Annotated in this window: 27 protein-coding genes; 14 read left to right on the plus strand and 13 right to left on the minus strand. The window is 66.4% G+C overall.

Annotated features, from left to right (window positions below; genetic code table 11):
* Positions 1-67: 67 nt before the first annotated feature.
* Positions 68-1,120, plus strand: a complete 1,053-nt coding sequence (locus ACP69S_RS04750; RefSeq protein ID WP_425995356.1) for an aldo/keto reductase — start codon at positions 68-70, stop codon at positions 1,118-1,120.
* A gap of 4 nt (positions 1,121-1,124) precedes the next feature.
* Positions 1,125-1,661 (plus strand): RNA 2',3'-cyclic phosphodiesterase, encoded by a 537-nt coding sequence (thpR, locus tag ACP69S_RS04755; protein WP_425995358.1) that lies wholly within the window; start codon positions 1,125-1,127, stop codon positions 1,659-1,661.
* 297 nt (positions 1,662-1,958) lie between these two features.
* On the opposite strand, the gene ACP69S_RS04760 is transcribed toward thpR, so the two are convergent.
* On the minus strand, positions 1,959-2,339 hold the full coding sequence (locus ACP69S_RS04760; protein WP_425995360.1) for a DUF2237 family protein: 381 nt from the start codon (positions 2,337-2,339) through the stop codon (positions 1,959-1,961).
* A gap of 272 nt (positions 2,340-2,611) precedes the next feature.
* Between ACP69S_RS04760 and ACP69S_RS04765 the strand changes: the two genes are divergently transcribed.
* Both ACP69S_RS04765 and ACP69S_RS04770 read left to right on the plus strand, forming a co-directional pair.
* Entirely contained in the window at positions 2,612-3,487 is an 876-nt protein-coding gene (locus tag ACP69S_RS04765) for an HpcH/HpaI aldolase/citrate lyase family protein (protein WP_425995362.1), read from the plus strand.
* Positions 3,488-3,496: 9 nt separating this feature from the next.
* Positions 3,497-4,504, plus strand: a complete 1,008-nt coding sequence (locus ACP69S_RS04770; RefSeq protein WP_425995364.1) for a hypothetical protein — start codon at positions 3,497-3,499, stop codon at positions 4,502-4,504.
* Here ACP69S_RS04770 and ACP69S_RS04775 read toward each other — a convergent pair.
* Positions 4,501-4,914, minus strand: coding sequence for an HIT domain-containing protein (locus tag ACP69S_RS04775; RefSeq protein ID WP_425995366.1), 414 nt, complete (start codon positions 4,912-4,914; stop codon positions 4,501-4,503). The genes ACP69S_RS04770 and ACP69S_RS04775 overlap by 4 nt on opposite strands.
* Positions 4,907-5,968, minus strand: a complete 1,062-nt coding sequence (locus ACP69S_RS04780; RefSeq protein ID WP_425995368.1) for a MaoC family dehydratase — start codon at positions 5,966-5,968, stop codon at positions 4,907-4,909. Before ACP69S_RS04780 ends, ACP69S_RS04775 begins: the two co-directional genes overlap by 8 nt.
* Positions 5,969-6,100: 132 nt before the next feature.
* Between ACP69S_RS04780 and mdh the strand changes: the two genes are divergently transcribed.
* The gene (mdh, locus tag ACP69S_RS04785; RefSeq protein ID WP_425995370.1) at positions 6,101-7,063 is read left to right on the plus strand and encodes a malate dehydrogenase; all 963 of its coding nucleotides are present in this window, start codon (positions 6,101-6,103) and stop codon (positions 7,061-7,063) included.
* A gap of 75 nt (positions 7,064-7,138) precedes the next feature.
* Here the strand turns inward: mdh and ACP69S_RS04790 are convergent, their stop codons facing one another.
* Entirely contained in the window at positions 7,139-7,570 is a 432-nt protein-coding gene (locus ACP69S_RS04790) for a CBS domain-containing protein (protein WP_425995372.1), read from the minus strand.
* A gap of 120 nt (positions 7,571-7,690) precedes the next feature.
* On the opposite strand from ACP69S_RS04790, the gene ACP69S_RS04795 reads away from it, so the two are divergent.
* Positions 7,691-8,197 (plus strand): DUF1993 domain-containing protein, encoded by a 507-nt coding sequence (locus ACP69S_RS04795; RefSeq protein ID WP_425995374.1) that lies wholly within the window; start codon positions 7,691-7,693, stop codon positions 8,195-8,197.
* Here the strand turns inward: ACP69S_RS04795 and ACP69S_RS04800 are convergent.
* Positions 8,194-8,961 (minus strand): class I SAM-dependent methyltransferase, encoded by a 768-nt coding sequence (locus ACP69S_RS04800; protein WP_425995376.1) that lies wholly within the window; start codon positions 8,959-8,961, stop codon positions 8,194-8,196. The genes ACP69S_RS04795 and ACP69S_RS04800 overlap by 4 nt on opposite strands.
* Positions 8,962-9,236: 275 nt before the next feature.
* Here ACP69S_RS04800 and ffh point away from each other — a divergent pair, with 275 nt between their 5' ends.
* From ffh to ACP69S_RS04820, 4 genes are all read left to right on the plus strand, one after another.
* A complete protein-coding gene (gene ffh / locus ACP69S_RS04805) occupies positions 9,237-10,757 on the plus strand; it encodes a signal recognition particle protein (RefSeq protein ID WP_425995378.1) in 1,521 nt (506 codons plus the stop codon).
* 24 nt (positions 10,758-10,781) lie between these two features.
* Positions 10,782-11,417: a 30S ribosomal protein S16 gene (gene rpsP / locus ACP69S_RS04810; protein ID WP_425995380.1), complete on the plus strand. Its 636-nt coding sequence runs from the start codon at positions 10,782-10,784 to the stop codon at positions 11,415-11,417.
* Positions 11,418-11,471: 54 nt separating this feature from the next.
* The gene (rimM, locus tag ACP69S_RS04815; protein ID WP_425995382.1) at positions 11,472-12,053 is read left to right on the plus strand and encodes a ribosome maturation factor RimM; all 582 of its coding nucleotides are present in this window, start codon (positions 11,472-11,474) and stop codon (positions 12,051-12,053) included.
* A 142-nt stretch (positions 12,054-12,195) separates the two neighbouring features.
* Positions 12,196-12,765: an NUDIX hydrolase gene (locus ACP69S_RS04820; protein ID WP_425995384.1), complete on the plus strand. Its 570-nt coding sequence runs from the start codon at positions 12,196-12,198 to the stop codon at positions 12,763-12,765.
* Here the strand turns inward: ACP69S_RS04820 and ACP69S_RS04825 are convergent, their stop codons facing one another.
* Positions 12,766-13,620, minus strand: a complete 855-nt coding sequence (locus ACP69S_RS04825; RefSeq protein WP_425995386.1) for an acyl-CoA thioesterase — start codon at positions 13,618-13,620, stop codon at positions 12,766-12,768.
* Between the two features lie 79 nt (positions 13,621-13,699).
* Here ACP69S_RS04825 and ACP69S_RS04830 point away from each other — a divergent pair, with 79 nt between their 5' ends.
* A complete protein-coding gene (locus ACP69S_RS04830; RefSeq protein WP_425995388.1) occupies positions 13,700-14,617 on the plus strand; it encodes a histone deacetylase family protein in 918 nt (305 codons plus the stop codon).
* 26 nt (positions 14,618-14,643) lie between these two features.
* Here ACP69S_RS04830 and ACP69S_RS04835 read toward each other — a convergent pair whose 3' ends face one another.
* The 4 genes from ACP69S_RS04835 to ACP69S_RS04850 form a co-directional block, all read right to left on the minus strand.
* Positions 14,644-14,742 carry a hypothetical protein gene (locus tag ACP69S_RS04835; protein ID WP_425995390.1) on the minus strand — a complete coding sequence of 33 codons (99 nt, stop codon included), beginning with the start codon at positions 14,740-14,742 and terminating at the stop codon, positions 14,644-14,646.
* A 135-nt stretch (positions 14,743-14,877) separates the two neighbouring features.
* A complete protein-coding gene (locus tag ACP69S_RS04840; protein ID WP_425995392.1) occupies positions 14,878-15,060 on the minus strand; it encodes a DUF2256 domain-containing protein in 183 nt (60 codons plus the stop codon).
* 2 nt (positions 15,061-15,062) lie between these two features.
* A complete protein-coding gene (locus tag ACP69S_RS04845; protein ID WP_425995394.1) occupies positions 15,063-15,485 on the minus strand; it encodes a PaaI family thioesterase in 423 nt (140 codons plus the stop codon).
* Positions 15,482-15,988, minus strand: a complete 507-nt coding sequence (locus ACP69S_RS04850) for a PaaI family thioesterase (protein WP_425995396.1) — start codon at positions 15,986-15,988, stop codon at positions 15,482-15,484. The genes ACP69S_RS04845 and ACP69S_RS04850 overlap by 4 nt, the downstream gene beginning before the upstream one ends.
* Before the next feature lie 23 nt (positions 15,989-16,011).
* On the opposite strand from ACP69S_RS04850, the gene ACP69S_RS04855 reads away from it, so the two are divergent.
* On the plus strand, positions 16,012-17,040 hold the full coding sequence (locus tag ACP69S_RS04855) for a ligase-associated DNA damage response exonuclease (RefSeq protein ID WP_425995496.1): 1,029 nt from the start codon (positions 16,012-16,014) through the stop codon (positions 17,038-17,040).
* A gap of 1,134 nt (positions 17,041-18,174) precedes the next feature.
* Here the strand turns inward: ACP69S_RS04855 and ACP69S_RS04860 are convergent.
* Together ACP69S_RS04860 and ACP69S_RS04865 are read right to left on the minus strand one after the other, a co-directional pair.
* The gene (locus ACP69S_RS04860) at positions 18,175-18,564 is read right to left on the minus strand and encodes a hypothetical protein (RefSeq protein ID WP_425995398.1); all 390 of its coding nucleotides are present in this window, start codon (positions 18,562-18,564) and stop codon (positions 18,175-18,177) included.
* A 160-nt stretch (positions 18,565-18,724) separates the two neighbouring features.
* The gene (locus tag ACP69S_RS04865; protein ID WP_425995400.1) at positions 18,725-19,147 is read right to left on the minus strand and encodes a PaaI family thioesterase; all 423 of its coding nucleotides are present in this window, start codon (positions 19,145-19,147) and stop codon (positions 18,725-18,727) included.
* Between the two features lie 106 nt (positions 19,148-19,253).
* On the opposite strand from ACP69S_RS04865, the gene ACP69S_RS04870 reads away from it, so the two are divergent.
* Positions 19,254-19,976 carry a hypothetical protein gene (locus ACP69S_RS04870; protein ID WP_425995402.1) on the plus strand — a complete coding sequence of 241 codons (723 nt, stop codon included), beginning with the start codon at positions 19,254-19,256 and terminating at the stop codon, positions 19,974-19,976.
* 25 nt (positions 19,977-20,001) lie between these two features.
* Entirely contained in the window at positions 20,002-21,612 is a 1,611-nt protein-coding gene (locus tag ACP69S_RS04875) for a cisplatin damage response ATP-dependent DNA ligase (protein WP_425995404.1), read from the plus strand.
* Positions 21,613-21,740: 128 nt separating this feature from the next.
* Here the strand turns inward: ACP69S_RS04875 and ACP69S_RS04880 are convergent, their stop codons facing one another.
* Positions 21,741-22,901 (minus strand): DegT/DnrJ/EryC1/StrS family aminotransferase, encoded by a 1,161-nt coding sequence (locus tag ACP69S_RS04880; RefSeq protein ID WP_425995406.1) that lies wholly within the window; start codon positions 22,899-22,901, stop codon positions 21,741-21,743.
* Positions 22,902-22,916: the final 15 nt, after the last annotated feature.

Raw genomic sequence — 22,916 nt, forward strand, 5'->3', positions numbered from 1 at the left:
ATGCCTGTTGAGCCGGGCGCGAGACCGCCTAAATAGGGCGATCACAAGAAGAACGGGCGGGGCGCGAATGAACTATTCGGAACTGGGACGAACCGGCGTGATGGTCTCGCGCTGCTGCCTGGGCACCATGACCTGGGGATCGCAGAACAGCGAAGAGGAGGCCCACGCCCAGATGGACTACGCGCTCGAGCGCGGCGTCAATTTCTGGGACACGGCCGAGATGTATTCCAGCCCGCCCGATCCCAAGACCCAGGGCAATACCGAGCGCCATATCGGCTCGTGGCTGAAGAAGACCGGCAAGCGCGATCAGATCGTCCTGGCCTCCAAGGTCGCCGGCCGCGGCAGCGCCTTTGGCGGCCTGACCTGGATGCGCGCCGACGGCTCGGCCACTCGCCAGAACCGCGCCCAGATCGACGAGGCGGTCGAGGGTTCGCTGAAGCGCCTGAACACCGACTACCTGGACCTCTACCAGCTGCACTGGCCCGACCGGCCGGTGCGGGTGTTCGGCGGCCAGACCTTCAAGGACTACGCCCAGGACTACGAGACCTTCGTCGATATCCTCGAGGCCCTCGACGCCCATGTGAAGAAAGGGACCCTCCGCGCGATCGGGGTTTCCAACGAGTTTCCGTGGGGCGTGATGCGCTTCCTGGCAGAAAGCGAAGGCCGGGGCCTGCCGCGCATCGCCTCGATCCAGAACGCCTATCACCTGGCCAACCGCACCTTCGAATACGGCCTGGCCGAGATCGCCATGCGAGAACAGGTCGGCCTGCTGGCCTATTCACCGCTGGCCCAGGGCGCCCTGACCGGCAAATATCTCGACGGCGCCGTGCCGGAGGGCTCGCGCAAGGCGCTCTATAACCGCATGGCGCGCTATGAAGGCCCCGGGGCCGAGGCGGCGATCCGCGCCTATGTCGATCTGGCCGCGCAGCATGGCCTCGACCCGGCCCATCTGGCCCTGAAGTTCTGCGACACGCGTCAGTTCGTGACCTCGACGATCATCGGCGCCACCTCGATGGAGCAGCTGAGGACCAATATCGACGCCTTCGACATTGTCTGGACCGACGAGCTGGAAAAAGCCGTCGACGCCCTGCACGCGGCCCAGCCCAATCCCTGTCCTTGAGCCGATGCTTCGTCTGTTCACCGCCATCGCCGTGCCGCCTGAAATCGGCCAGGGCCTGCTACCCCGCCAGCACGGGATCGAGCACGCGCGCTGGCGGCCGCAGGAGGCCTTCCACATCACCCTGAAGTTCATCGGCGACGTCCAGGAGCCGGTGGCGGCGGAACTGGATGAGGCCCTGGCGGCGATCCAGGCTCCGGCCTTCGACCTGGAGCTGGCCGGCGTCGGCCATTTCGGCGAAGGCGCCGAGATCCACGCGGTCTGGGCGGGGGTCGGCGAGAACCCGGACCTGCGCCGCCTGGCCAAGGCCAACGAGCGGGCCGCCCGCGAGGTGGGTCTCAAGCCCGAGGCGCGGCTCTACACCCCGCATGTCACCCTGGCCTATCTGAAGCGCCCCGCCGTGCCCGAGGTCGGCGCCTGGGTCCAGGCCCACAACCTGTTGCACTCGCCGCCGTTCCGGGTGGTGCGTTTCGGCCTCTATTCCAGCTGGTTGGGCGCCGAGGGCTCGGCCTATCGGCTGGAACGGGAATATCCGCTGGGCTGAGACCACGGGGATAGTGATCGCGCCGTCCCCCGATGCGCACGGGCATCGAGCCCCCAGATCCTCCCCCTGGCGGGGAAGGCGGCCGAAGGACGGAGGGGGAAGACCTCATTGATTCAGCAGGACTTCCCCCTCCGTCACGCTGCATATTTGCAGCGCGCCACCTCCCCCGCACGCTTCGCTACGAGGGAGGAGAGGGGGTCTTCTCCTCCCCTGCAAAGCGGGGGAGGTGGCGCGGCCCTCAAGCAAAGAATGGGAGGCGACGTGACGGAGGGGGCGTCCAGCGCTGGCCGGTAACCCCTAAACCACCGCGTGGTCCTTCAACACCCCGAGCGTCACAATCGCCAGCATCTCTTCGTGCGACGCCTCCAGCACCACCGGCGGGGCCATGCCGGCGTCGAGGGCGTCTTTCCAGCGGCCGGCGCACAGGCACCAGCGGTCGCCGGCCTTCAGGCCGCGGAAGGCGAACTCGGGACGGGGCGTGGAGAGATCGTTGCCGGCGGCCTTGGAGAAGGCCAGGAATTCGTCGGTCATCACCGCGCACACGGTATGCAGGCCCAGATCGTGCGGGCCCGTCTCGCAGCAGCCGTTGCGGTAAAAGCCCGTCACCGGGTTCAGGGAGCAAGGGATCAGCTCGCCGCCCAGAACGTTGCGGGCGTTCTCGTCATAGCGCGTGGTCATGCCGCGATCTTAACCCGCTTCGCGCGATCCTTGACCAAGAATACGCCGCGAGACGCGTTTCGCGCATGGCAGCCGAAAGTGGAGGCCGGTTTCGGCGTCCGCCATGCGCTAGTTTTTAAGCGGGTCGTTCTTCGCCTGAAGAACGACCGGGCTTTTGTGGAAGCGCCGGGATGCTTAAGAAGGCTCTAGAGTTGACGCGCATTCTTATCGCCGAACCGGGACCCCTTCGGCGGAATGCGCTCTATGAGATTAAGAACCGCAGGGAAGCTTGAATGTCCGACGTCGCCCGGCCGCGCCGCAGCGCTCTCTATATGCCCGCCTCGAACGCCAAGGCGGTCGAGAAGGCGCGCACCCTGGACGCCGACGTGATCATCCTCGACCTCGAAGACGCCGTGGCTCCGGAAATGAAGGGCGCCGCGCGCGAGGCCGCCGTCGCGGCCGTGAAGGCCGGCGGGTTCGGATCGCGTGAAATCGTCATTCGCACCAATGGCCTCGACACCCCCTGGGGCGCCGCCGACCTGAAGGCGGCCGCCGAAGCCGGCCCCGACGCGGTGCTGGTTCCCAAGGTCAATGACGCCGCCGACGTCCACGCCTATGACGCGGCCCTGCACGCCGCCCCGATCCATACCAAACTCTGGACCATGATCGAGACCGGCAAGGCCGCCTTCCACCTCTGGGAGATCGCCGCCGCCAGCAAGAACACCCGGCTGTCGACCTGGGTGATGGGCGTCAACGACTTCGCCAAGGAAATGCGGGCTCGCCAGACGCCGGGCCGCGAGCCCTTCCTGCCGCTGCTGACCCTGTCGGTCGCCGCCGCCCGGGCGCACGGCCTGTCTATTCTCGACGGCGTGCACAACGACATCGAGGATCTGGAGGCGCTGCAGGCGGTCTGCGTCCAGGGCGTCGACTTCGGCTTCGACGGCAAGACCCTGATCCATCCCAAGCACCTCGAAATCTGCAACCGGGTATTCTCGCCCACGGACGCCGAGATCGCCTGGAGCCAGGCGGTGATCGCCGCCTTCAAGGCGCCCGAAAACGCTGGCAAGGGAGCTCTCCGGGTGGACGGCAAGATGGCCGAACGCCTGCACCTGACCCAGGCCGAGCGTCTGGTCCAGGTCGCCGCCGCCATCGCCGCCAAGGCCGGTTAGGACGTTTCGATGCGGGCTCTGGCTCTTCTTTTCGCGCTGATCGCGGTGCCAATCCCGGGCGTTGGTCTGGCCCAGGAGGCGCCGGTGTCGACCGCGCCGCCGGTCGCTCAGCCGTCGACGCCTGTCGAGCAGCCCTATGTGCCCCCGGCCATCGATCCGCTGGGCGACCTGATCTCGCAGACCGGGCCGCAGACCACCGATGAGGAAGAGGCCGCCGCGCCGTCCTCGCGGCCCCCGGCCCACAAGCCGACCCTACTGCCGATCCCGGTCCCGGAGTCGCCGGCGCCCTCCATCGCGGCGGGCGAGCATCTTGTTCCGCAGGGCGGCTATATGCCCGCTGAACAGATCTACGAGATGCGAGTCAAGGGCTCGATCGTCGCCGCCCAGGGCCTGCAAGGTCCGCTGGATGGCGGCTGGAAAGTCACCGGCCCGGATGGCTCGACCCTCTACACCTTGCAGATCGTCGATCCGGCCGGGGGCTATGGACCGGTGGAAGGCGCTTGGCGCGATGTGCGTCGCCCGGGTTCGGTGGGCTCGACGGGTCTGATCGAGACGGTCGACCAGACGGGCCAGAACCTCGTCGTGCGCTTCAGCCCCAGGCCCGACCAGTCGGCTGTGCTGACCCTCAGCCCCGTTGGCGCGACCCGCTGGAGCGGCAGCCTGTACGAGGAAGGCGCCAGCCGGACGGTGATCGCCGACCGCGAGGCGCCGCCCAGCCTGCCGCCGGGCTACGTGATCCAGAGCCGTGGCCCGGTGATCTGGGGCCAGCCCCGCGCCGCGCCGGCCCGCGCGACTCCGGTCCGTGCCGTCGCCTGCTCGACCAGGGGCAAGACCGGCAAGGCGCTGAAGGCCGCCAAGGCCAAGTGCGCCGCCCTCGCCAAGAAGGGCGGCTCGAAAGGCAAGGCCGTGGCCAAGGGCAAGAAGGGCTCCAAGGCCAAGGCAGCTCCGGCCCGCAAGGGCAAGGCGACGACGAGCAAGAAGAAGGCGTCGGCGAAGAAGAAGCCGAACCTGCGCTAGAGGCTCAGCGCCGCCCTGGCCGCCGCGACCGCCGCCTCAAGAGCGGCCGGCTCAAACGGCTCGGCGGCACTGTGGCCCCAGACCGGTCCCGGCCAAGCCGGATCGCCGACCCGGCGGCCGATGACGTGGACGTGGAGTTGCGGCGTGACATTGCCGAGCGCCCCAACGTTGAGCTTGTCGATCTGGAAGCCCAGGGCTCGCACGGCCGCGCCGGCCAGGACGACCTCGTCCATCAGCGCGATCCGGTCCGCGGGCGACAGGTCCTCGATCTCGCGAAGACCCGGCCGGCGCGGGATCAGCACGATCCAAGGATAACGAGCGTCCAGTTGCAGGCGGGCCTCGCATAGCGGCAGGTCGCCCAATGCCGCCGAGGTCGCCACGAAGGCCGGGTCCAGAACGAACTCAGTCACGCGCCGAGCCCCTTTGGGGGACCGCCGCCCAATAGTCGAAATCAAGGATGACGTGCTCGTTATAGACCCCCGCCTCGTCCTTGCCCGGGAAGTCGTCGCAGGGTCGATCCCTGGTGGCGACCAGCCGCAGGCGCAGGGCGCCGACGCCGCCTCCGAGGTCGGCCTTATCCAGCACCTCGCTCCAGGCGAACACCGTGGCTCCGGCGAAATAGGGACTGACATGGCGGCCGCCATTGATCGCCAGGATCAGTCCGGCGTTCTGCAGGCCGTTGAACGACAGGGCCTTGGCGGTGGAGATCACCACCCCGCCATAGACCAGCCGTCGGCCAGATGGGTCCTTGGCGCGCTCGAACTGGTTGAAATGGACCTTGGCGGTGTTCTGCCAGAGCCGCGTGGCCATGGCGTGCTCGGCCTCCTCGATGGCCATGCCGTCGACATGGTCGATCCGCTCGCCGATCTCGTAATCCTCGAACGCGTGCGGCGCTCCAGCCAGGGCGTAATCGTAGTTCGCGAAATCGAGGCCCTTGGGCACGACCAGGTTGGTGGCGGCCACTGCCTCAGCCAGTTTCGGCGTCGATTGCTCGGGAACCTGCGCCTCGGCGGTCCGCTTGCGCACCATCACCCAACGCACATAGCTCAGCACCGCCTCGCCGCGCTGGTTGGTCCCAGTGGTCCGCACATAGACGACGCCGGTCTTGCGATTGGAGTTTTCCTTCAGCCCGATCACCTCGGACGTCGCGCAAAGCGTGTCCCCCGGATAGACCGGGGACAGAAACCGGCCCTCCGCATAGCCCAGATTGGCCACGGCGTTCAGGCTGATATCGGGCACCGTCTTGCCGAACACGACGTGGAAGGCGACCAGCGGATCGACCGGCGCGGCGGGCAGGCCTATCGCCCGGGCGAATTCGTCCGACGAGAACAGGGAAAAGCGCGGACCGTAAAAGGCAGTGTAAAGCGCCACATCCCCAGCCGTGACGGTGCGCGGCGTGGCGTGAACCAGCACTTGGCCCAGCCTGAAGTCCTCGAAATAGTTTCCCGGATCGGTCTTGCTCATCCCTGCGCGTCCTTATCGTTGTTCAGAGTGTTTTGCCGCAGTGCAGCGAAACGGGGAAGAGGGCTTGAGGCTTAAGCCTCATGGGTCTAGACCGCCGCGAGAAATTCCATCCACAGTCCTGACGGAGACCCTATGGCTCGCGCGAAGATCGCCCTTATCGGCGCCGGCATGATCGGCGGCACCCTGGCTCACATCGCGGCTCGCGAAGAGCTGGGCGACATCGTTCTGTTCGACATCAGCGAAGGCACGCCGCAGGGCAAGGCCCTTGACATCGCCGAAGCCTCGGCCGTGTTCGGCAAGGACATCGTCCTGAAGGGCGCCAACGACTATGCCGACATTGCGGGCGCCGACGTCTGCATCGTCACCGCCGGCGTGCCGCGCAAGCCGGGCATGAGCCGCGATGATCTGCTGGGCATCAATCTGAAGGTCATGAAGGCCGTCGGCGAAGGCATCAAGCAGCACGCTCCTAACGCCTTTGTCATCTGCATCACCAACCCGCTCGACGCGATGGTATGGGCGCTGCAGCAGTTCTCGGGCCTGCCAAAGGAAAAGGTCATCGGCATGGCCGGCGTCCTGGACTCGGCGCGCTTCGCCTACTTCCTGGCCGAAAAGACCGGCGTGTCGGTCGAGGACATCCACGCCTGGACCCTGGGCGGCCACGGCGACGACATGGTCCCGATGGTTCGTCATTCGACGGTTGGCGGCCTGCCGCTGCCGGAACTGGTCAAGCAAGGCTGGATGACCCAGGAAGAGCTGGACGGCATCGTCAAGCGCACCCGCGGCGGCGGCGGCGAGATCGTCGGGCTGCTGAAGACCGGTTCGGCCTTCTACGCCCCGGCCGAAAGCGCCATCGCTATGGCCACCAGCTATCTGAAGGACAAGAAGCGCGTCCTGCCGTGCGCCACCTTCCTGACCGGCCAGTACGGCCTGGACGGCCTCTATGTGGGCGTGCCTGTCGTCATCGGCGCCGGCGGCGCGGAAAAGATCATCGAGTTCGAGACCAATGACGAAGAGAAGGCGATGTTCGCCGCCTCGGTCGCCTCGGTTAAGGGCCTGATGGAAGCCTGCAAGACCATCGACCCGTCGCTGGTCTAGGGCTCGCGACAGCCTGAAACGACGAAGGGCGGCTCCTCGCGGAGCCGCCCTTTTTCTTGGTCGCCTGCCCCGGAGTTAGTGGGCCGCGTCGCTCGGCTCGGCCGAGATTTCTTCCAGCGTCTTGCCGACCTGTTTGGCGCCGTAGTCTTTGGCCACGTCGCCCAGCGACAGGATGCCGGTCAGGGCGCCGGCGTCGTTCAGGACGACGAGGCGGCGGATCTGGTAGCTGGCCATCTTGGCGGTGGCGTCGGCCAGGACATCATCTTCCTTGACGCTATGGACCTCGCCCTCGGTCATGGCCTCGGAGATCGGCGAGTCGAAGCTGCGGCCTTCGGCGACCACCCGCAGAACGATGTCGCGGTCGGTGACCAGGCCCACCACCTTGCCTTCATCGACGATTGGCACCGCGCCGGTTTCGACATGGGCCATCATCTGGGCCACCTTTCGGACCGTATCGGTGGGGGCGGCGGTCGAGACCTGGCCGGTCATGGCGTCGCTGACTTTCATGGGGAGACCTCGTGGTTTGAAGTTAAGGTTCCTAAACCCTCGCCGATCCCCTCGCGTTCCGTGCTTTCGCTTCGTTGATGGCCGCCCTATCTGTGCGCCATACGTTCAAGCGGAGCTTTCATGTCCATTTCCATCCATCAGGCCAGCGTTCCCGTCTTCGTCCAGGGCCTGAAGGGCCTGAAGGGTGTGCTGACCAAGGCGGCCGCTCACGTCGAGGCCAAGAAACTGGATCCGGAAGCCTTGCTGAAGGCTCGGCTTTATCCCGACATGTTCCCGCTGATCCGCCAGGTCCAGATCGCCACCGACTTCGCCAAGGGCTGCGCTGCGCGTCTGGCCGGCGAGGAAGTTCCGGCCTGGGATGATGTCGAGATCGGCTTCGACGACCTGATCGCCCGCATTGATCGCGCCGTCGCCTATGTCGAAGGCCTGGACGCGAGCAAGTTTGAAGGCGCCGAGGTCCGTGACATCAGCCTGACCCGCCGCGGTGAGACCAGCGTGGTCAAGGGCCTGGCCTATTTCCAGACCCAGGCTCAGCCAAACTTCTTCTTCCACCTGACGACGGCCTACGCGATCCTGCGCAAGAACGGCGTCGAAGTCGGCAAGCGCGACTATCTCGGCCCAGTCTAGGGCTTCCGGAAAACGTGGATGGCCCCGACTCCGCCGACATCGATCGGGGCCATTGCGACTTCCAGCCCGGCCGCATCGGCGAACGGAACGGGGTCTGCGAGATAATAGGTCAGCCGCTCGTGGCTATGGACTGCCACCGCGCCAGAAGCGGGCCTGGTCACGAAGTCCATCACCAGATCCATGCGCCCAAGCTTCGGGTTGAAGCTGTGCTCCAGGATGTAAAGTGCGACGGCCCCGCCACCATCAAGGGGGTGCATGAACACCGGCTTGTCCGATGGCGGCGGTGATTCTCGCATCCGCTCTTCCACAGGCAGATGAAACGCAGCCAGCCCGCCGGGCCTGAGGTGCTTGGCCACGCCCTTGAAGGTGTTCTTCCAGGCCGCGCCGGCGGGAACGTGGGCCAGGGTGAAATAGGTGCACAGCACCAGATCGAAGGTTTCACCCAAGGCGAGCGAGGCCATGTCGCCCAGCTTGAACCGAAGGCGGGCCGCCGTTTTAGGGTCCAGCGCCTTTCGCTTGGCCTCGGCCTGATCGAGCATTGCGGGTGCGATGTCGAGGCCTAAGACGGAATGTCCGCGCTGGGCGAGATCCACCGCTATCCGGCCGGTTCCCGCGCCAAGTTCCAGGATCTGGCTGGGGCCGTTGGCCAGCCCGGCATAGACCTCCAGATCACCCAACAACTTCTTGTCGGCGGCGGTCAGCAGGTCGTAATAAACCGCCGAGACGCCCTTGCTGGAATAATAGGGCCGGGTGGGCTGGGCCATTCATACGCCTCGCATCGTGTTCGGGATCGTGGCGCGAGCCTGGACGACGGAGTGCCGGCTTGTCCAGACCTGTCGCTGAACGGCACGCCTTTGACTCCGCGCCATTTTCTGTGCATAAGCGCGCCCTTCCGGCGCTTCATCAGCAGCGCCTCTACCGTCACGACCCCAGCCCGCTAGCGCGGGATCCATCTGGACGAGGACGGTGAGGACCCCCATCGACGTGATCGTCCATGGGGGCTGATCGCGTTTGGTCTTGTGTTTGATCAGGGTTCGAGATGTTCGACGACCTTACAGAGCGGCTCTCCGGCGTATTCGACCGCCTCGGCGGTCGCGGCGTGCTGTCCGACAAGGACATCGACGAAGCGCTGCGCGAGGTCCGTGTCGCCCTGCTGGAAGCCGATGTCGCCCTCCCGGTGGTTAAGGACTTCATCAGCAAGGCCAAGGAGCTGGCCTCGGGCGAGGCAGTCATCCGCTCGGTCAAGCCGGCCGATCAGGTGGTCAAGATCGTCTATGACGGTCTGGTCGACATGCTGGGCGGCGAAGAGCCGACCGGTCTGAACCTGGCCCTGAACCCGCCGTCGGTGATCCTGATGACCGGCCTGCAGGGGTCGGGCAAGACCACCACGACCGGCAAGTTGGCCCTGCGTCTGTCCAAGAACGAGCGCAAGAAGGTGCTGGTCGCCTCGCTCGACACCCGCCGCCCGGCCGCCATGGAACAGCTGGCCATGCTGGCCAAACAGGTCGAGGTCGAAAGCCTGCCGATCGTCGCCGGCCAGAGCGCTATCGACATCGCCAAGCGCGCCATGAGCGCCGCACGCCTGGGTGGTTATGACGTCCTGATCCTCGACACCGCCGGCCGGACCACGCTGGACGAAGCGATGATGAGCGAAGCGGCGGAAATCGCCCGCATCGCCCAACCGACCGAAACCCTGCTGGTCGCCGACAGCCTGACCGGTCAGGACGCCGTCCGTACCGCCAAGGCCTTCCACGAACGCCTGCCGCTCACCGGCCTGATCCTGACCCGCGCCGACGGCGACGGCCGGGGCGGGGCTGCGCTGTCGATGCGTCATGTCACGGGCCTGCCGATCAAGTTCCTCGGCGCCGGCGAGAAGATCGATGCGCTGGACGTATTCGACGCCCGCCGCGTGGCCGGCCGCATCCTGGGACAGGGCGACGTCGTCGCCCTGGTCGAGCGCGCCGCCCAGGATCTGGACCACGCCGAAGCCGAGCGCATGGCCAAGAAGCTGGCCAAGGGCCAGTTCGACCTCAACGACCTGTCGTCCCAGCTGTCGCAGATGCAGAAGATGGGCGGCATGGCGGGCATTATGGGCCTCCTGCCGGGCGTCCAGAAGGTCAAGAAGCAGATCGCCGAGAGCGGCATCGACGACAGCATCTTCCGCCGCCAGCAGGCGATCATCAGCTCGATGACCAAGCTGGAGCGCAAGAAGCCCGACATCCTGGCCGCCTCGCGCAAGCGCCGCATCGCGGCCGGCTCCGGGGTGGATGTGGCCGAGGTCAACCGGCTGCTCAAGCAGCATCGTCAGATGGCCGACATGTTCAAGGCCATGTCCAAGGACGGCGGCAAGAGCCTGGCGCGCATGGCCGGCATGATGGGCGGCGGCGACATGTCCCGCCTCAAGGCCATGGGCGGCGGCAAGGCCGCTCAGCCCGAACAGAATTCCGCGGGAGGCCTGCCGGGTCTTCCCGGTCTCGGCGGTGGCGGCGACGCCAAGCCGAACCTCCTTTCCGGCCTGGGCGGCGGTCTGCCGCCCAGTTTCAACCCGTTCAAGAAATAGAACTCGAACTCAAGGACTACCGATATGCTGAAGATCCGTCTCGCCCGTGGCGGCGCCAAGAAGCGCCCGTACTACTCGATCGTCGTCGCCGACAGCCACTCGCCGCGCGATGGTCGTTTCATCGAAAAGGTCGGCACCTACAACCCGCTCCTCAAGAAGGACGACGCCGCTCGCGTCACCCTGAAGGTCGAGTCGATCCAGGCCTGGATCGCAAAGGGCGCCCAGCCGACCGACCGCGTCGCCCGGTTCCTGGCCGCTGAGGGCATCGGCTCGTGGACCCACGGCAACAACCCCGAGAAGGGCGCGCCGGGCAAGAAGGCCCAGGAACGCATCACCGAACGCGCCCAACGCGACGAAGACCGCAAGGCCGCCGACGTGAAGGCCGCTGAAGAAGCCGCCGCCGCCGCCATCCAGGCCAAGGAAGACGCCAAGGTCGCTGCTGAAGCCGCCGCTGCCGCTGCCGCTGAAGCCGCCGCCGCTGCTGCCGAGGCTGCCGCTGCTCCCGCTCCGGAGCCGGTTGCTGAAGAAGCGCCTGCCGAGGAAGTCGCCGCCGAAGAGGCTCCGGCCGCTGAAGCCGCTGCTGAAGAAGCCCCGGTCGCTGAAGAAGCCCCGGTCGCTGAAGAAGCCCCGGTCGCTGAAGAAGCAAAGACCGAAGGCTAAGGCCTTTGATGTTGTCGCCCCGGTCTTCGGATCGGGGCGATGATGTCGCTATCCATGAGCCCATCGCCCTCCGCCAACCTGATCCTTGTCGGCCGCGTCGCCGGCGCCTTTGGCGTGCGCGGCGAGGTGAAGATCACGACCTATACCGAAGACCCCAAGAGCCTGGCCGGTTTCAAGGCGCTGATGCGCCAGGACGGCTCGCTGGCTCTGTCCATCGTCTCGGCCCGCGTGGCCAAGGAAGGTCTCGTCACCCGCTGCAAGGGGATTGAGACCAAGGACGCCGCCGACGCCCTGCGCGGCCTGCGCCTCTACGTCCCCCGGGAATCGCTTCCGGAGCCGGATGAGAATGAATTCTACCTGACCGATCTCGTCGGCTTGCCCGTCCGGCACATCGGCGACAACGCCCTGCTGGGCTCGGTCAAGAGCGTGCAGAATTTCGGAGCCGGCGACCTGCTCGAGATTCAGCCTGCCCTCGGCGGCCAGACCTGGTTTCTGCCCTTCACCCGTGAGGCCGTGCCCGAGGTGAAGATCGCCGAGCGCCTGATCCTCGCCGACCCGCCCGCGCTGGTGGGCGAACCGGAGGGGCCGAGCGAAGAGGCGGATGACACCGACGGCGTCGAGCGAAATTACGACTAGAGCATTTTCCGATAAGTGTGAAACGGTTATCGGATCGAAAAATGCTCTAAACTTTTGATTTAGAGCCCTTTTCGCCCGACCCTGATGAGGCCATCAGGTCGGAAAGGGCTCTGGCGAACGACGAGCTTGGGAGTTCGAGGACATGGCATCCGACGGGAAGTGGCGGGTCACCGCCTCGCGCTATGTTCACAAGGATCGCTGGATCAGCGTTCGCGCCGACGACTGCGTCACCGATGAAGGCGTGGTGATCGCTCCCTACTATGTGCTCGACTATCCAGGCTGGGTCGAGGTCATCGCTCTGGACGCCGAAGACAACGTGCTGCTGGTCAAGCAGTACCGCCACGGCCTGGGCGGTATCTCCATCGAATTGCCCGCCGGCGGCATGGAGCCGACCGACGCTGATGCTCTGGATGCCGCCAAGCGGGAGTTGCTGGAGGAGACCGGATGCGCCGGGGTTCTCACCCTGGTCGGTGAGACGCGACCGAACGCCGGCACCCATTCTAATCGCACTCATATTGTCCTGGCGCGCCAGGTGACCAAGGTTGCCGAGCCCAAGGACGACCCGACCGAACGGATCGAACGCATCTGGGTCCCGGCCGCCGAGGCGTTGCGCATGGCCCTGGCGGGCGAATTGACCGTGGGCATGCAGGTCGCTTCGTTGCTACGAGGCCTGGCCCGGGCCGGCGTGGCGACGATCAGCTTCGCCAAATAGCTACTTTTTGATCCGCATCAGGCATTCCTGAGCTACCGAGGCCAGCAGCTTGCCGTCCTGGCTGAACATCTGCCCACGCACCAGGCCGCGACCCTGCGAGGCGCTGGGGCTGTCCTGGGCGAACAGGGTCCAGTCGTTGAAATTGAACGGATGGTGGAACCACATGGCGTGGTCGAGGCTGGCGGCCTGCAGGCCGGGGCTGGTCCAGACCAGGCCATGCGGACGCAGGGCGCTTTCCATGAAGGCCATGTCTGAGGCGTAGGCGAGAGCCGCCTGCTGCATCTTGACGTCGTCGCCCAGCGGGGCGCGAGCTCGTAGCCAGACTTCCTTTGTGCCGGACTTCTTCTCGGGCTTCATCGGGTTCTGCGGATCGATCCAGCGGATCTCGATCGGACGCGGCTTTGCGAGGAAGGCGAGAAGTTTGGGATGGACCTGGTCGCCCAGGCTGCGCAGGAACTCGCCCTCGGTCGGCACGGCGTCCGGCGCGGGCGCCGGGGGCATGGTCGACTGGTGCTCGAAGCCCTCTTCGGGTGTCTGGAACGAGCAGGCCAGGTTGAAGATCTGCTCGCCGTGCTGGATCGCCGCCACCCGCCGGGTCGTGAAGGTGCCGCCGTCGCGGGCCCGCTCGACTTCGTAGAGAACCGGCGCCGTCACGTCGCCGGGCCGGATGAAATAGGCGTGCAGCGAGTGGCAGATCCGCTCGGGTACGGTCTTGTAGGCGGCCAACAGGGCCTGGGCGATGACCAGGCCGCCGAAGATGCGCGGCATCCCTTCGTTGGGGCTGGTGCCGCGGAACAGGTTCACCTCGATGGCTTCGAGGGCGAGGATGTCGGCGAGGTTGTCGGGCGTCTGCATGACGATGGGTTATTCCCCAAGCGACGCGGGGGCAAGACGCGACCTTGCGTCAACCCGTCGCGATCGCCATCGTTTGCCGATGTCAGCGCCCATCGTGCACCACCCCGCCTTCCGCGCCGAGATGCCGGCGGGGCACCGGTTTCCGATGGACAAGTTCTCGCGGCTCGCGGCGCTGTTGTTGGCCGAGGGCCTTCCAGGGCCGGACGGATTCCATCGTCCGGAACTGGTCGACGTTGAGACCCTGCGGCTGGTCCATACCGAAGAGTATGTGCGCGGCGTGCTGGAGTTGTCCTTGCCGGCCGACATCGTCCGCAGGATCGGCATGCCCAACAGCGAATCCGTCGGCATTCGGGCCCGGGCGGCGACGGGCGGGACTCTGCTGACCGCGCGGCTGGCCCTGGAGCACGGGATCGCCTGCAACACAGCCGGTGGCAGCCATCACGCCTCGTCCGAAAGCGGGGCGGGGTTCTGCGTGTTCAACGACGCCGCTGTGGCGGCCCGGCGCCTGTTGGCCGAGGGCGCGATCGGCAAGGCGCTGGTGGTGGATCTCGACGTCCATCAGGGCGACGGCACCGCGCGGATTTTCGAAGGCGATCCCAGCGTCTTCACGTTCTCGATGCACGCTGAGAAGAACTTCCCGGCCCGCAAGGCGGTCAGCGATCTGGATATCGATCTGGCCGACGGAACGGGCGATGCGGATTATCTGGCAAAGCTGGCGGAGATCCTGCCGGCGCTGCTGGAGCGGGAAAGGCCGGATCTGGTGTTCTTCAACGCTGGTGTCGATCCGCACGCGGACGACAAGCTGGGGCGTCTGTCCCTGAGCGACGAGGGGCTCGCGCGGCGCGAGGCGTTTGTCCTGGGCTGTTGTCTGGAGAGAAGCGTCCCCGTGGCGGGGGTAATCGGCGGCGGATACGACGCCGACATCGATCGTTTGGCGCAGCGTCACGCCATTCTCCACCGGGCGGCCCGTAAGGCCTTCGAGGCCTCGGGGCGATAGACCCGGTGGAGTTACGCGGCGATCATTCAGAAGCTCGTGGCGAGCGAACCGACGATAACGACTAGCGGCAGAACCGCGAGAACCAAGGTGGCGAAGCCGGCGAAAGAATTGCTGTTGGTGGTCATGGTCTTGATCCCTTTTGGTGTCCGGCGCGGTTGTTCGCGTCCGGTGAAAAGGGGTATAGGCGCGGCCCTTGGTGAACACCCGTTACCTTTGCTTCATGAAGGCTTTTTAAGAAACATTGCCATCGATAACCTGGATTACGGCGGTGTAATCTTCTGGTTTCGGCACCGATCCGAGCAATATTTCACTTCTTCCCAGACAGCTTCCCACTTCTTGCGCCAAGTGAACGGTCGCCCGCAAGTCAGACAGGTCTTCGACGGCAGATCACCCTTGCGGACCGCCTTCCCGCCGCCCCGTCCGCCGCGCGAAACCCGTGCCATTTTCAGCCCTCGCTGGGCGCGACGAGGAAGATGCCCCGCAGCGTGGCGATCGGCGCGGCCCGGGTATCCTGCCAGGCCTCGACGTGAACATTGGCGACCCGCCGGCCCAGCTTCTTGATGCTGGCCCGTGCATAGGTGGTCACCGGCCGGCCCGAGCGCAGATACTCGATCGAGACATCCACCGTGCGCGGCTGACGCTTCAGCGGCGCAGCCACCGTCAGCTGGGCCAGAGCGGTCATCTCCATGAAGGCGCCCAGCACTCCGCCATGGATAGCCGGCAACATCGGATTGCCGACGATGTGGTCCGAGAACGGCAGGATGGCGGTCATCTCGTCGCCGGCCAGTTCGGCGGAGATCCCGAGGAACCGGGCATAGGGGATGGCGCCGAGCACGGCGACCAGGGGGATGTCATCAGCGTCGCTCATGCGGCGTCTCCCCCGGTCTTGGCGCCCGGGTCTGCGGCGCGAGACGGCTTCAGATTGGCGCCCGGCTCCCGGCCGGCGCCGGTGTCGATCATGAAGGTCGCCTGAGCGGTGGCCACCGGATTTTCGGGATCGTCCTCATAGGCGACGGCGCGGACGAAGGCGATGGAGCGGGTCAGCTTGTAGCAATGGGCGCGAGCCAGCACGTCGCGTCCCGGTTCGGCGGGCCGCATATAGTCGATGCGGAGGTCCAGGGTGGCGATCGGGCTCCAGGTCTCCATCGCCGCGTGCACGGCCTGGCCGCAGGTGTGGTCGAGCAGGGTGGTCATCACCCCGCCGGCGATCACGCCCGTCTCGGGATCGCCGACCATTTCGGGGCGATAGGGCGCCTTCAGAGTCGCGGCGCCGCCGCCGATCTCCACGAGGGTGAAGCCCAGAGCGCGCGACTGCGGGCTGGCCTCGTTCATGGTCTTCGCCATCAGGCGCAGGGTTTCATCGTCCATCATGGGATAGGATTAGCAGCCCGCGCATTGTGATATCCACCGTGATCAAGCCTGAAGACCTCCTCTGTCCCCGGCCCGATGGCCTGTATTGCCCGCCGGGGGACTTCTATATCGACCCTGTCCGCCCTGTGGACCGGGCGGTGATCACCCATGGCCATGCCGACCATGCCAGGGCCGGCCATGGCGTCGTGGCGGCCACGCCCGAGACCCTGGCGATCATGGCCGTCCGCTATGGCGAGGATTTCGCCGGTCGCCGCGACGCCGTGCCCTATGGCTCCAGCTTCACCCACAATGGCGTCGAGGTGACTCTGGTCCCGGCGGGACACGTCCTCGGCTCGGCCCAGGCGGTGGTGAAGTGGAAGGGCCTGACCATGGTGGTGTCCGGCGACTACAAGCGCCGCCGCGACCCGACCTGCGCGCGGTTCGAGCCTGTCCCGTGCGACGTGTTCATCACCGAGGCCACCTTCGGCCTGCCGGTGTTTCGCCATCCCAGTGACACGGGCGAGATCGCCAGCCTGCTGGCCAGCGTCGCCCAATTCCCCGAACGCACCCACCTGGTCGGCGCCTATGCCCTGGGCAAGGCCCAGCGGGTGATCAGGCTGCTGCGCGAGGGCGGCTGGGATCAGCCGATCTATGTGCATGGCGCGCTGGAGCGGCTGAACGCGCTCTATCGCGACCATGGCGTCGACCTGGGGCCTCTGCTGCCGGCCACCACCGGTCAGGCGAAAAAGGAATTCGCCGGCCAGATCGTCATCGCCCCGCCCTCGGCCATCGCCGACCGCTGGTCGCGCCGCTTCGCCGATCCGGTCGACTGTTTCGCATCCGGCTGGATGCGGGTGAGGGCAAGGGCCCGGCAGCGGGGTGTCGAGCTGCCGCTGATCCTGTCGGACCATGCCGACTGGGACGAGCTTACCGACACGCTGTCGGAGCTTCGCCCGGGCGAGGTATGGATTACCCATGGCCGGGAAGAGGCCCTGCTGCGCTGGTGCGAGCTTGAAGGCTTGCCGGCGCGGGCGCTGCGGCTGGTCGGCTATGACGAGGAGGAGGGGGAGTAGGTATCCTCCCCCCTGTCGGGGGAGGTGGCGCGAAGCGCCGGAGGGGAAGTCTGTTCTGTTCATGGCAGCCCCTCTCCGTCGGCTGAGTTTATCCTTGGACCTGCCAGTGGCCGGATCCGGGGGCCGACACCTCTCCCGCAGGGAGAGGATCTTTGGCGGACACGGCTTTTCGGCCTCGCGCCAAACTGGCTGCAAGTGGGTTGGGGAGGCGCGAAGCGGCCGGGGCGAACCCGGATGACCGTGATGTGTTTTTTGCGTTGCGGTTCGACCTGTCCGCTTCGCCAAGCTGTTCTTGACCGTGAGGATCGGGGCACACGAGCGTGAGTTTCAGCTCTGATTCCCAATTAACCCCCAGACGGGCGCGCATCTCGTCGATCGGCTATCCGTCTCGACGCCGACGATGTGCGATAGGCGGCTTCTGACCCCCGCCCTCTTCAACCCGCGCTCGCCCGGCCGACAAGCCACTCAGCGTTTGCGCCGTCCTTCTGAGACAGCCCGCACACCTCGACCCGCCTTCCAGGGCGTCGCGGCCCCGCTCAGCTTCATCACCCGTCGCCGCATCAGGCCGGTACCAAGCGCCCTCCCCCTGCGACGGGGACAGCACTGAGAATAAGGGACGTTTCAGCGCCGAGGATCGGGGCGATGAAGATTTTTACAAGACACTGATGAGGTTGGGATTTTTTCTGAGAAGAGCGGGGATACAGCACAGCCTATCCCCATACTCTCAGCCCTCTCCCAGAGGCAGAGGAGGGACCCACGCTTGCGTGGGAGGGTGAGGGGTTACACCGCCAGCCGCCCTCGCACCCAAAGCCCCTGCCTTGTCCGGAAGGGCTTCGCAAACCCCTCATCCTCCCACCGCTACGCGGCGGGCCGCTCCTTCTCCCTCTGGGAGAAGGTCTCAGTCAGGCGCCCCGCCTACCTTCGCCCGCGAGAGGGAGCCATCCTTAAATCTCATGGCGAGACGATCGCTGGTCTGGAAAGGTCACTCCGCCGACAGCGCCCTCCGGGCGGCCGCTTCGCGGCGGCGAAGCCGTCCTTGACTGACCTTTCCAGACCAGCAAGCTGTAGCCTCCAAGAGATCTAAGGCTGGCTCGGCGCAAGGGCGCGCCAGATGTCCGTTATGGGTGGCGGACATCACCGCTTTCCGCGCACCCATCCAATCAGAACGAGGGGTAGGCCGATTGCCACCAACACGATGCCACTGGTGATCCAAAAACCAGGATCTTCGACTCCGCCGCGACGCAGCACGGGCCGTGTAACGTTGAACAGTCCTGCGGCTACGATGAGACCACCGATAACATAGAGGGCAGCGTAAAAATCCCAGGCAAGGCGCTCCTTTGCGACTTGCTCGTTGCCGTCCCGGTGACTAGCCGTTTGAATCAATCTCCATCCGACGATGGCCGCGCATATCGCCAACACTAACTGCAGCGCCATCTTAGCTAGACTGTTGGGGAGCATTCCGGATATCGCTCCCGCAAGAAGGGCGGCAGCGAGAAGTCCGATTGTGCCGGCGGAAAGGTTCATTGCGCTCCCCTAAGCTGCCAGATGCCCACGCAAAATGGCCGACCCGCGGCAGCTCCACCATAGGCGGAGTGTCAGTCTCCTAAAAGGGCTCCGGAGTTATCAGCGGCCCCACCAACTGACTGCTTCAGCGTCCGCTACAGGTCGAAAGCTGAACCCCGCCCTAAGCCCCCACCACCTTGAACGTCGCATGGGCCCGCGCCACCGGCTTGCCGTCGGCCCGCACCGTCGCTTCGGCAAAGCACAGGCTCTTGCCGGGCTTGATGAAGTCGGTGTCGAATTCCAGCCACTGGCCAAGCTTGGCCGCGCCCAGATAGTCGACGGCCAGGGAGACGGTGACCAGTCCGCTGGAGGCGATGTCTAGGCTCTTCAGCAGCACCCCGCACGACAACCCCATGGCGTTGTCGGCCAGGGCGGCGATCAGGCCGCCGTGGGGGGCGCCGCGGGAATTGGTGTGGGGCTCGCGGATCTCGACGCCAAGCCTCCAGCGGTCGTCGCCTATGGCCGCATAGATCGGCTCCCACGGTGTGGTCAGAGGGCTGTGGCGGGTGTGAAGCGTGAAGGGCTCTGGCGGCTGGAAGGTCATGGCCGGTCTCCGATGCTCGATCTAAACATCTGTTTGAATTGACGGCAAGCGCCATGGCCGTGTTAGCGTCGCCCCCGGGGAATGTGGGGCGAGACGGGGGACGCCGATGGCCAGGGACAACGGGGCGCGCAAACTCGACGCCGCCAAGGTGGTCGAGACGCTGGACCATCTGCGGGTCCGGGTGGCCGAGCGCTTTCCGAACGCGGGTCTGGCCCAGGTCTGCGATCAGCTCACCGTCACGGCCCGAACCACAGCCCAGAGGGCCCGGCGACTGTCGCGGCCCTATCTGGGCCTGCGGTCTCTGGTGTTGGTCGTGGTGCTGGTCGCCATCGTCGCCGAGATCGCGCTGATCGCCCGGCTGGACTGGCTGTCGACCCTGCGCGGCGCCGACGCCCTGAAACTGGCCCAGGGCCTGGAGCCGGCGGTCAATCTAATCCTGCTGTCGGGCGCGGCCGCCTGGTTCCTGGTCTCGCTGGAGACCCGCTGGAAGCGCGGCCGGGTGCAAAAGGCCCTGCACGAGCTGCGCTCCTTCGCCCACGTCATCGACATGCACCAGTTGACCAAGGATCCGACCCTGGTGCTGGGGCCGCGCACGCCGTCCTCGCCGGTGCGCGAGATGAACCGCTTCCAGCTGGCCCGCTATCTGGACTATTGCGCCGAGATGCTGGCCCTGACCGCCAAGCTGGCGGCGCTCTATGCCGGCGAGACCGACGACCCGGTCATCGTCGCCGCGGTCAATGACATCGAGACCCTGACCTCGGACCTGGGCCGCAAGATCTGGCAGAAGATCATGATCCTGGGCCAGCTCGACGAAGCCCGCGGCAGCTGAACCGGAAGCGGGGGCGAGGCGTTCGATGTCCATGCGCGCCTTCGCCCACCTGTTGGACCGGCTGTCCCTGACCAGCTCGCGCAACGCCAAGCTGACCCTGATCGAGGATTTCCTGCGAGGCCAGCCGGACCCGGACCGGGGTTTCGCTCTCGCGGCCCTGACTGGAGCGCTGTCGTTCTCCGCCGCCAAGCCCGCCTTCATCCGCAAGGCCATCGAGGCGCGGATGGACGCCCAGCTGTTCGCCTGGTCCTACGACTATGTCGGCGATCTGGCCGAGACCGTCGCCCTGGCCTGGCCTTCGCGGCCCGGCGCCAACCGCGAGCCGGAACTTTCCGAAGTGATCGAGGCCCTGCGCGGCGCTTCGCGATCGGAGGTCCAGCGGCTGATCGAGGGCTGGCTCGACGCCCTCGACGCCGACGGGCGCTGGGCTCTCCTGAAACTGATGACTGGCGGTCTGCGGGTGGGGGTGTCGGCGCGGCTGGCCAAGCAGGCCTGCGCCAATCTCGGCAAGGTCGAGATCGGTGAGATTGAGGAGGTCTGGCACGCGCTTGAGCCGCCTTACGGCGACCTCTTTGCCTGGCTGGAAGGCCGCTCTGAACGACCCTCGCCCGACGCCCCGGGACGCTTCCGGCCGGTGATGCTGGCCCAGGCCATCGACGAGGCCGTCGATTTCGCCAAGCTCGATCCGGCCGCCTATGTCGCCGAATGGAAGTGGGACGGCATCCGGGTGCAGGCGGTCAGCGAGCGCGGCGAGCGGCGGCTCTATACCCGCACCGGCGACGACATCTCGGCGACCTTCCCTGATGTGCTGGCGGCGCTGGATTTCGACGGGGCGCTGGACGGCGAGCTGCTGGTGATCCGCGATGGAGCCTTGGCGCCATTTGGCGACCTGCAGCAGCGGCTGAACCGCAAGAGCGTGGACGCCAAGCAACTGGTGGCCTTCCCGGCGGCGATCCGGGCCTATGATCTGCTGCTGGACGGCGAGACCGACGTGCGGTCGCTGCCCTTCGTCGAGCGCCGGGCGCGGCTGGAGGCCTTCGTGGCCCGTATCGCCAGCCCCCGCATCGACCTTTCGCCGCTACAGCCCTTCAACACCTGGGAAGAACTGACCGCCCTGCGCGCCGAGCCGCCGGAGGGCGACGCGCGGCTATCGGAAGGCCTGATGCTGAAACGCCGCGACAGCCTCTATGAGCCTGGGAGGCCCAAGGGGCCGTGGTTCAAGTGGAAGCGCGATCCCCGGTTGATCGACGCGGTGCTGATGTACGCCCAGCGCGGCCATGGCAAGCGATCCAGCTTCTATTCCGACTATACCTTCGGCGTCTGGCGCGAGGACGATCTGGGCGCCCGGACCCTGACCCCGGTGGGCAAGGCCTATTTCGGCTTCACAGACGAGGAGCTGAAGCAGATCGACAGGTTCGTGCGTGACAACACCGTCGAGCGGTTCGGCCCGGTGCGTTCGGTGCGGGCCGACCTGGAGTTTGGCCTGGTGTTCGAGGTGGCCTTCGAGGGGCTGCAGCGCTCGACCCGGCACAAGTCCGGCGTGGCCATGCGCTTTCCGCGCATCAACCGCATCCGCTGGGACAAGCCGTCGCGCGAGGCGGATGAACTTCAGACGCTGGAGCGGATGCTGGACTAGGTCTGCCCGTTACTCGCCCCCCCTGACCGCCCTGCGGTCGCGCTCCCCCCGTAGGGGGAAGATGAGGTCGGCGCGTTTCATCTTTCCGCTCCGGGGGAGGAGCGCCGCAGGCGCGGAGGGGGCCAGTGTCAGCCGTTGAAGGCGCGGATCGCGTCGATGATCTTCTGCTGGTCGGCCTCGCCCAGATACGGATGCATCGGCAGGGCCAGCACCGTTTCGGCCTTGGCCTCGGTCACCGGCAGGCCGCCGGAGCCGCGCGGGAAGGCTGCATAGGGCGCCTGGATGTGCATCGGCACGGGGTAATAGACCGCCGTCGGGATCCCTTGCGTCTTCAGTTGGGCGGCCAGGCCATCGCGGTTCTCGTGCTCGATCACATATTGAGCCCAGACCGAGACGCCGCCGTCTATGACCTTGGGCGTCGCAAGCACGGCGCCGGCCAAGCCTTCGGCGTAGCGGTCGGCGACCACCTGACGCAGGTCGATCTCTTCCTGGAATATGGCCAGTTTCTCGATCAGGATCGCGGCCTGGATGGTGTCGAGTCGCGAGTTCATGCCGATGCGGGTGTTCAGGTACTTGGTGTCGTGGTCGAAGGTGCGGCCCACCAAGTCCGGGGCCACCGCCTTGCCGTGGACGCGGAAGCTGTCCATCAGGTCCCACAGGTCCTGGTCGTTGGTCAGCACCGCCCCGCCGTCGCCGTAGCAGCCCAAAGGCTTGGCCGGGAAGAAGCTGGTGGTGGCCACGTCGGCCCAGTGCAGCGGGTGATGTCCGTTCAGCGTGCAGCCAAAGCCCTGGGCGCTGTCGGAGATCAGCTTCATCCCCTCGCGGTCGCAGATCGCCTTGATGGCCGGATAGTCGGCGGGCTGGCCGAACAGATCCACCGCGATCACCACCCTGGGCGTCAGCTTGCCCTCGGCCTTTACCCCGGCGATGGCGGCCTCCAGCTTGGCGGGATCGAGGTTGAAGGTGTCCGGGAGGACGTCGACGAAGACCGGCGTCGCGTCGACCCATGGCACGACTTCCGGCGTCGCGGCGAAGGTGAAGGACGGGCAGAACACCGCGTCGCCCTTGCCCACGCCCCAGGCCATCAGCGGCAGGGCGATGGCGTCGGTGCCGTTGGCGCAGGAGAGCGCGAGCTTGGCTTGGCTAAAGGCGGCGAGCTTGGCCTCGAACTCGCGGACCTGCGGACCCATCACATAGGCGCCGCTGTCGAGCACGGCGGCGATGGCGACGTCGATCTTGGCACGGATCCGGCGCTGCTGCGCGGCGAGGTCGATGAAGGGCATGCTCATGGGCGCGGCTCTTAG

Source organism: Caulobacter sp. DWR1-3-2b1 (assembly GCF_049895765.1).
Taxonomy (GTDB): Bacteria; Pseudomonadota; Alphaproteobacteria; order Caulobacterales; family Caulobacteraceae; genus Caulobacter.

What these genes read in the sequence shown, in the direction of transcription:
- ACP69S_RS04835 (WP_425995390.1), bottom strand. Translation starts at nt 14,742, where the DNA reads ATGACCACCAACAGCAATTCTTTCGCCGGCTTCGCCACCTTGGTTCTC.
- ACP69S_RS04750 (WP_425995356.1), top strand. Translation starts at nt 68, where the DNA reads ATGAACTATTCGGAACTGGGACGAACCGGCGTGATGGTCTCGCGCTGC.
- ACP69S_RS04825 (WP_425995386.1), bottom strand. Translation starts at nt 13,620, where the DNA reads ATGCAGACGCCCGACAACCTCGCCGACATCCTCGCCCTCGAAGCCATC.
- thpR (WP_425995358.1), top strand. Translation starts at nt 1,125, where the DNA reads ATGCTTCGTCTGTTCACCGCCATCGCCGTGCCGCCTGAAATCGGCCAG.
- ACP69S_RS04840 (WP_425995392.1), bottom strand. Translation starts at nt 15,060, where the DNA reads ATGGCACGGGTTTCGCGCGGCGGACGGGGCGGCGGGAAGGCGGTCCGC.
- ACP69S_RS04780 (WP_425995368.1), bottom strand. Translation starts at nt 5,968, where the DNA reads ATGAGCAAGACCGATCCGGGAAACTATTTCGAGGACTTCAGGCTGGGC.
- ACP69S_RS04875 (WP_425995404.1), top strand. Translation starts at nt 20,002, where the DNA reads ATGTCCATGCGCGCCTTCGCCCACCTGTTGGACCGGCTGTCCCTGACC.
- ACP69S_RS04860 (WP_425995398.1), bottom strand. Translation starts at nt 18,564, where the DNA reads ATGAACCTTTCCGCCGGCACAATCGGACTTCTCGCTGCCGCCCTTCTT.
- ACP69S_RS04870 (WP_425995402.1), top strand. Translation starts at nt 19,254, where the DNA reads ATGGCCAGGGACAACGGGGCGCGCAAACTCGACGCCGCCAAGGTGGTC.
- ACP69S_RS04770 (WP_425995364.1), top strand. Translation starts at nt 3,497, where the DNA reads ATGCGGGCTCTGGCTCTTCTTTTCGCGCTGATCGCGGTGCCAATCCCG.
- ACP69S_RS04865 (WP_425995400.1), bottom strand. Translation starts at nt 19,147, where the DNA reads ATGACCTTCCAGCCGCCAGAGCCCTTCACGCTTCACACCCGCCACAGC.
- ACP69S_RS04845 (WP_425995394.1), bottom strand. Translation starts at nt 15,485, where the DNA reads ATGAGCGACGCTGATGACATCCCCCTGGTCGCCGTGCTCGGCGCCATC.
- ACP69S_RS04850 (WP_425995396.1), bottom strand. Translation starts at nt 15,988, where the DNA reads ATGATGGACGATGAAACCCTGCGCCTGATGGCGAAGACCATGAACGAG.
- rimM (WP_425995382.1), top strand. Translation starts at nt 11,472, where the DNA reads ATGAGCCCATCGCCCTCCGCCAACCTGATCCTTGTCGGCCGCGTCGCC.
- ACP69S_RS04760 (WP_425995360.1), bottom strand. Translation starts at nt 2,339, where the DNA reads ATGACCACGCGCTATGACGAGAACGCCCGCAACGTTCTGGGCGGCGAG.
- ACP69S_RS04880 (WP_425995406.1), bottom strand. Translation starts at nt 22,901, where the DNA reads ATGAGCATGCCCTTCATCGACCTCGCCGCGCAGCAGCGCCGGATCCGT.
- ACP69S_RS04790 (WP_425995372.1), bottom strand. Translation starts at nt 7,570, where the DNA reads ATGAAAGTCAGCGACGCCATGACCGGCCAGGTCTCGACCGCCGCCCCC.
- ACP69S_RS04765 (WP_425995362.1), top strand. Translation starts at nt 2,612, where the DNA reads ATGTCCGACGTCGCCCGGCCGCGCCGCAGCGCTCTCTATATGCCCGCC.
- ffh (WP_425995378.1), top strand. Translation starts at nt 9,237, where the DNA reads ATGTTCGACGACCTTACAGAGCGGCTCTCCGGCGTATTCGACCGCCTC.
- ACP69S_RS04820 (WP_425995384.1), top strand. Translation starts at nt 12,196, where the DNA reads ATGGCATCCGACGGGAAGTGGCGGGTCACCGCCTCGCGCTATGTTCAC.
- mdh (WP_425995370.1), top strand. Translation starts at nt 6,101, where the DNA reads ATGGCTCGCGCGAAGATCGCCCTTATCGGCGCCGGCATGATCGGCGGC.
- ACP69S_RS04800 (WP_425995376.1), bottom strand. Translation starts at nt 8,961, where the DNA reads ATGGCCCAGCCCACCCGGCCCTATTATTCCAGCAAGGGCGTCTCGGCG.
- rpsP (WP_425995380.1), top strand. Translation starts at nt 10,782, where the DNA reads ATGCTGAAGATCCGTCTCGCCCGTGGCGGCGCCAAGAAGCGCCCGTAC.
- ACP69S_RS04830 (WP_425995388.1), top strand. Translation starts at nt 13,700, where the DNA reads ATGTCAGCGCCCATCGTGCACCACCCCGCCTTCCGCGCCGAGATGCCG.
- ACP69S_RS04795 (WP_425995374.1), top strand. Translation starts at nt 7,691, where the DNA reads ATGTCCATTTCCATCCATCAGGCCAGCGTTCCCGTCTTCGTCCAGGGC.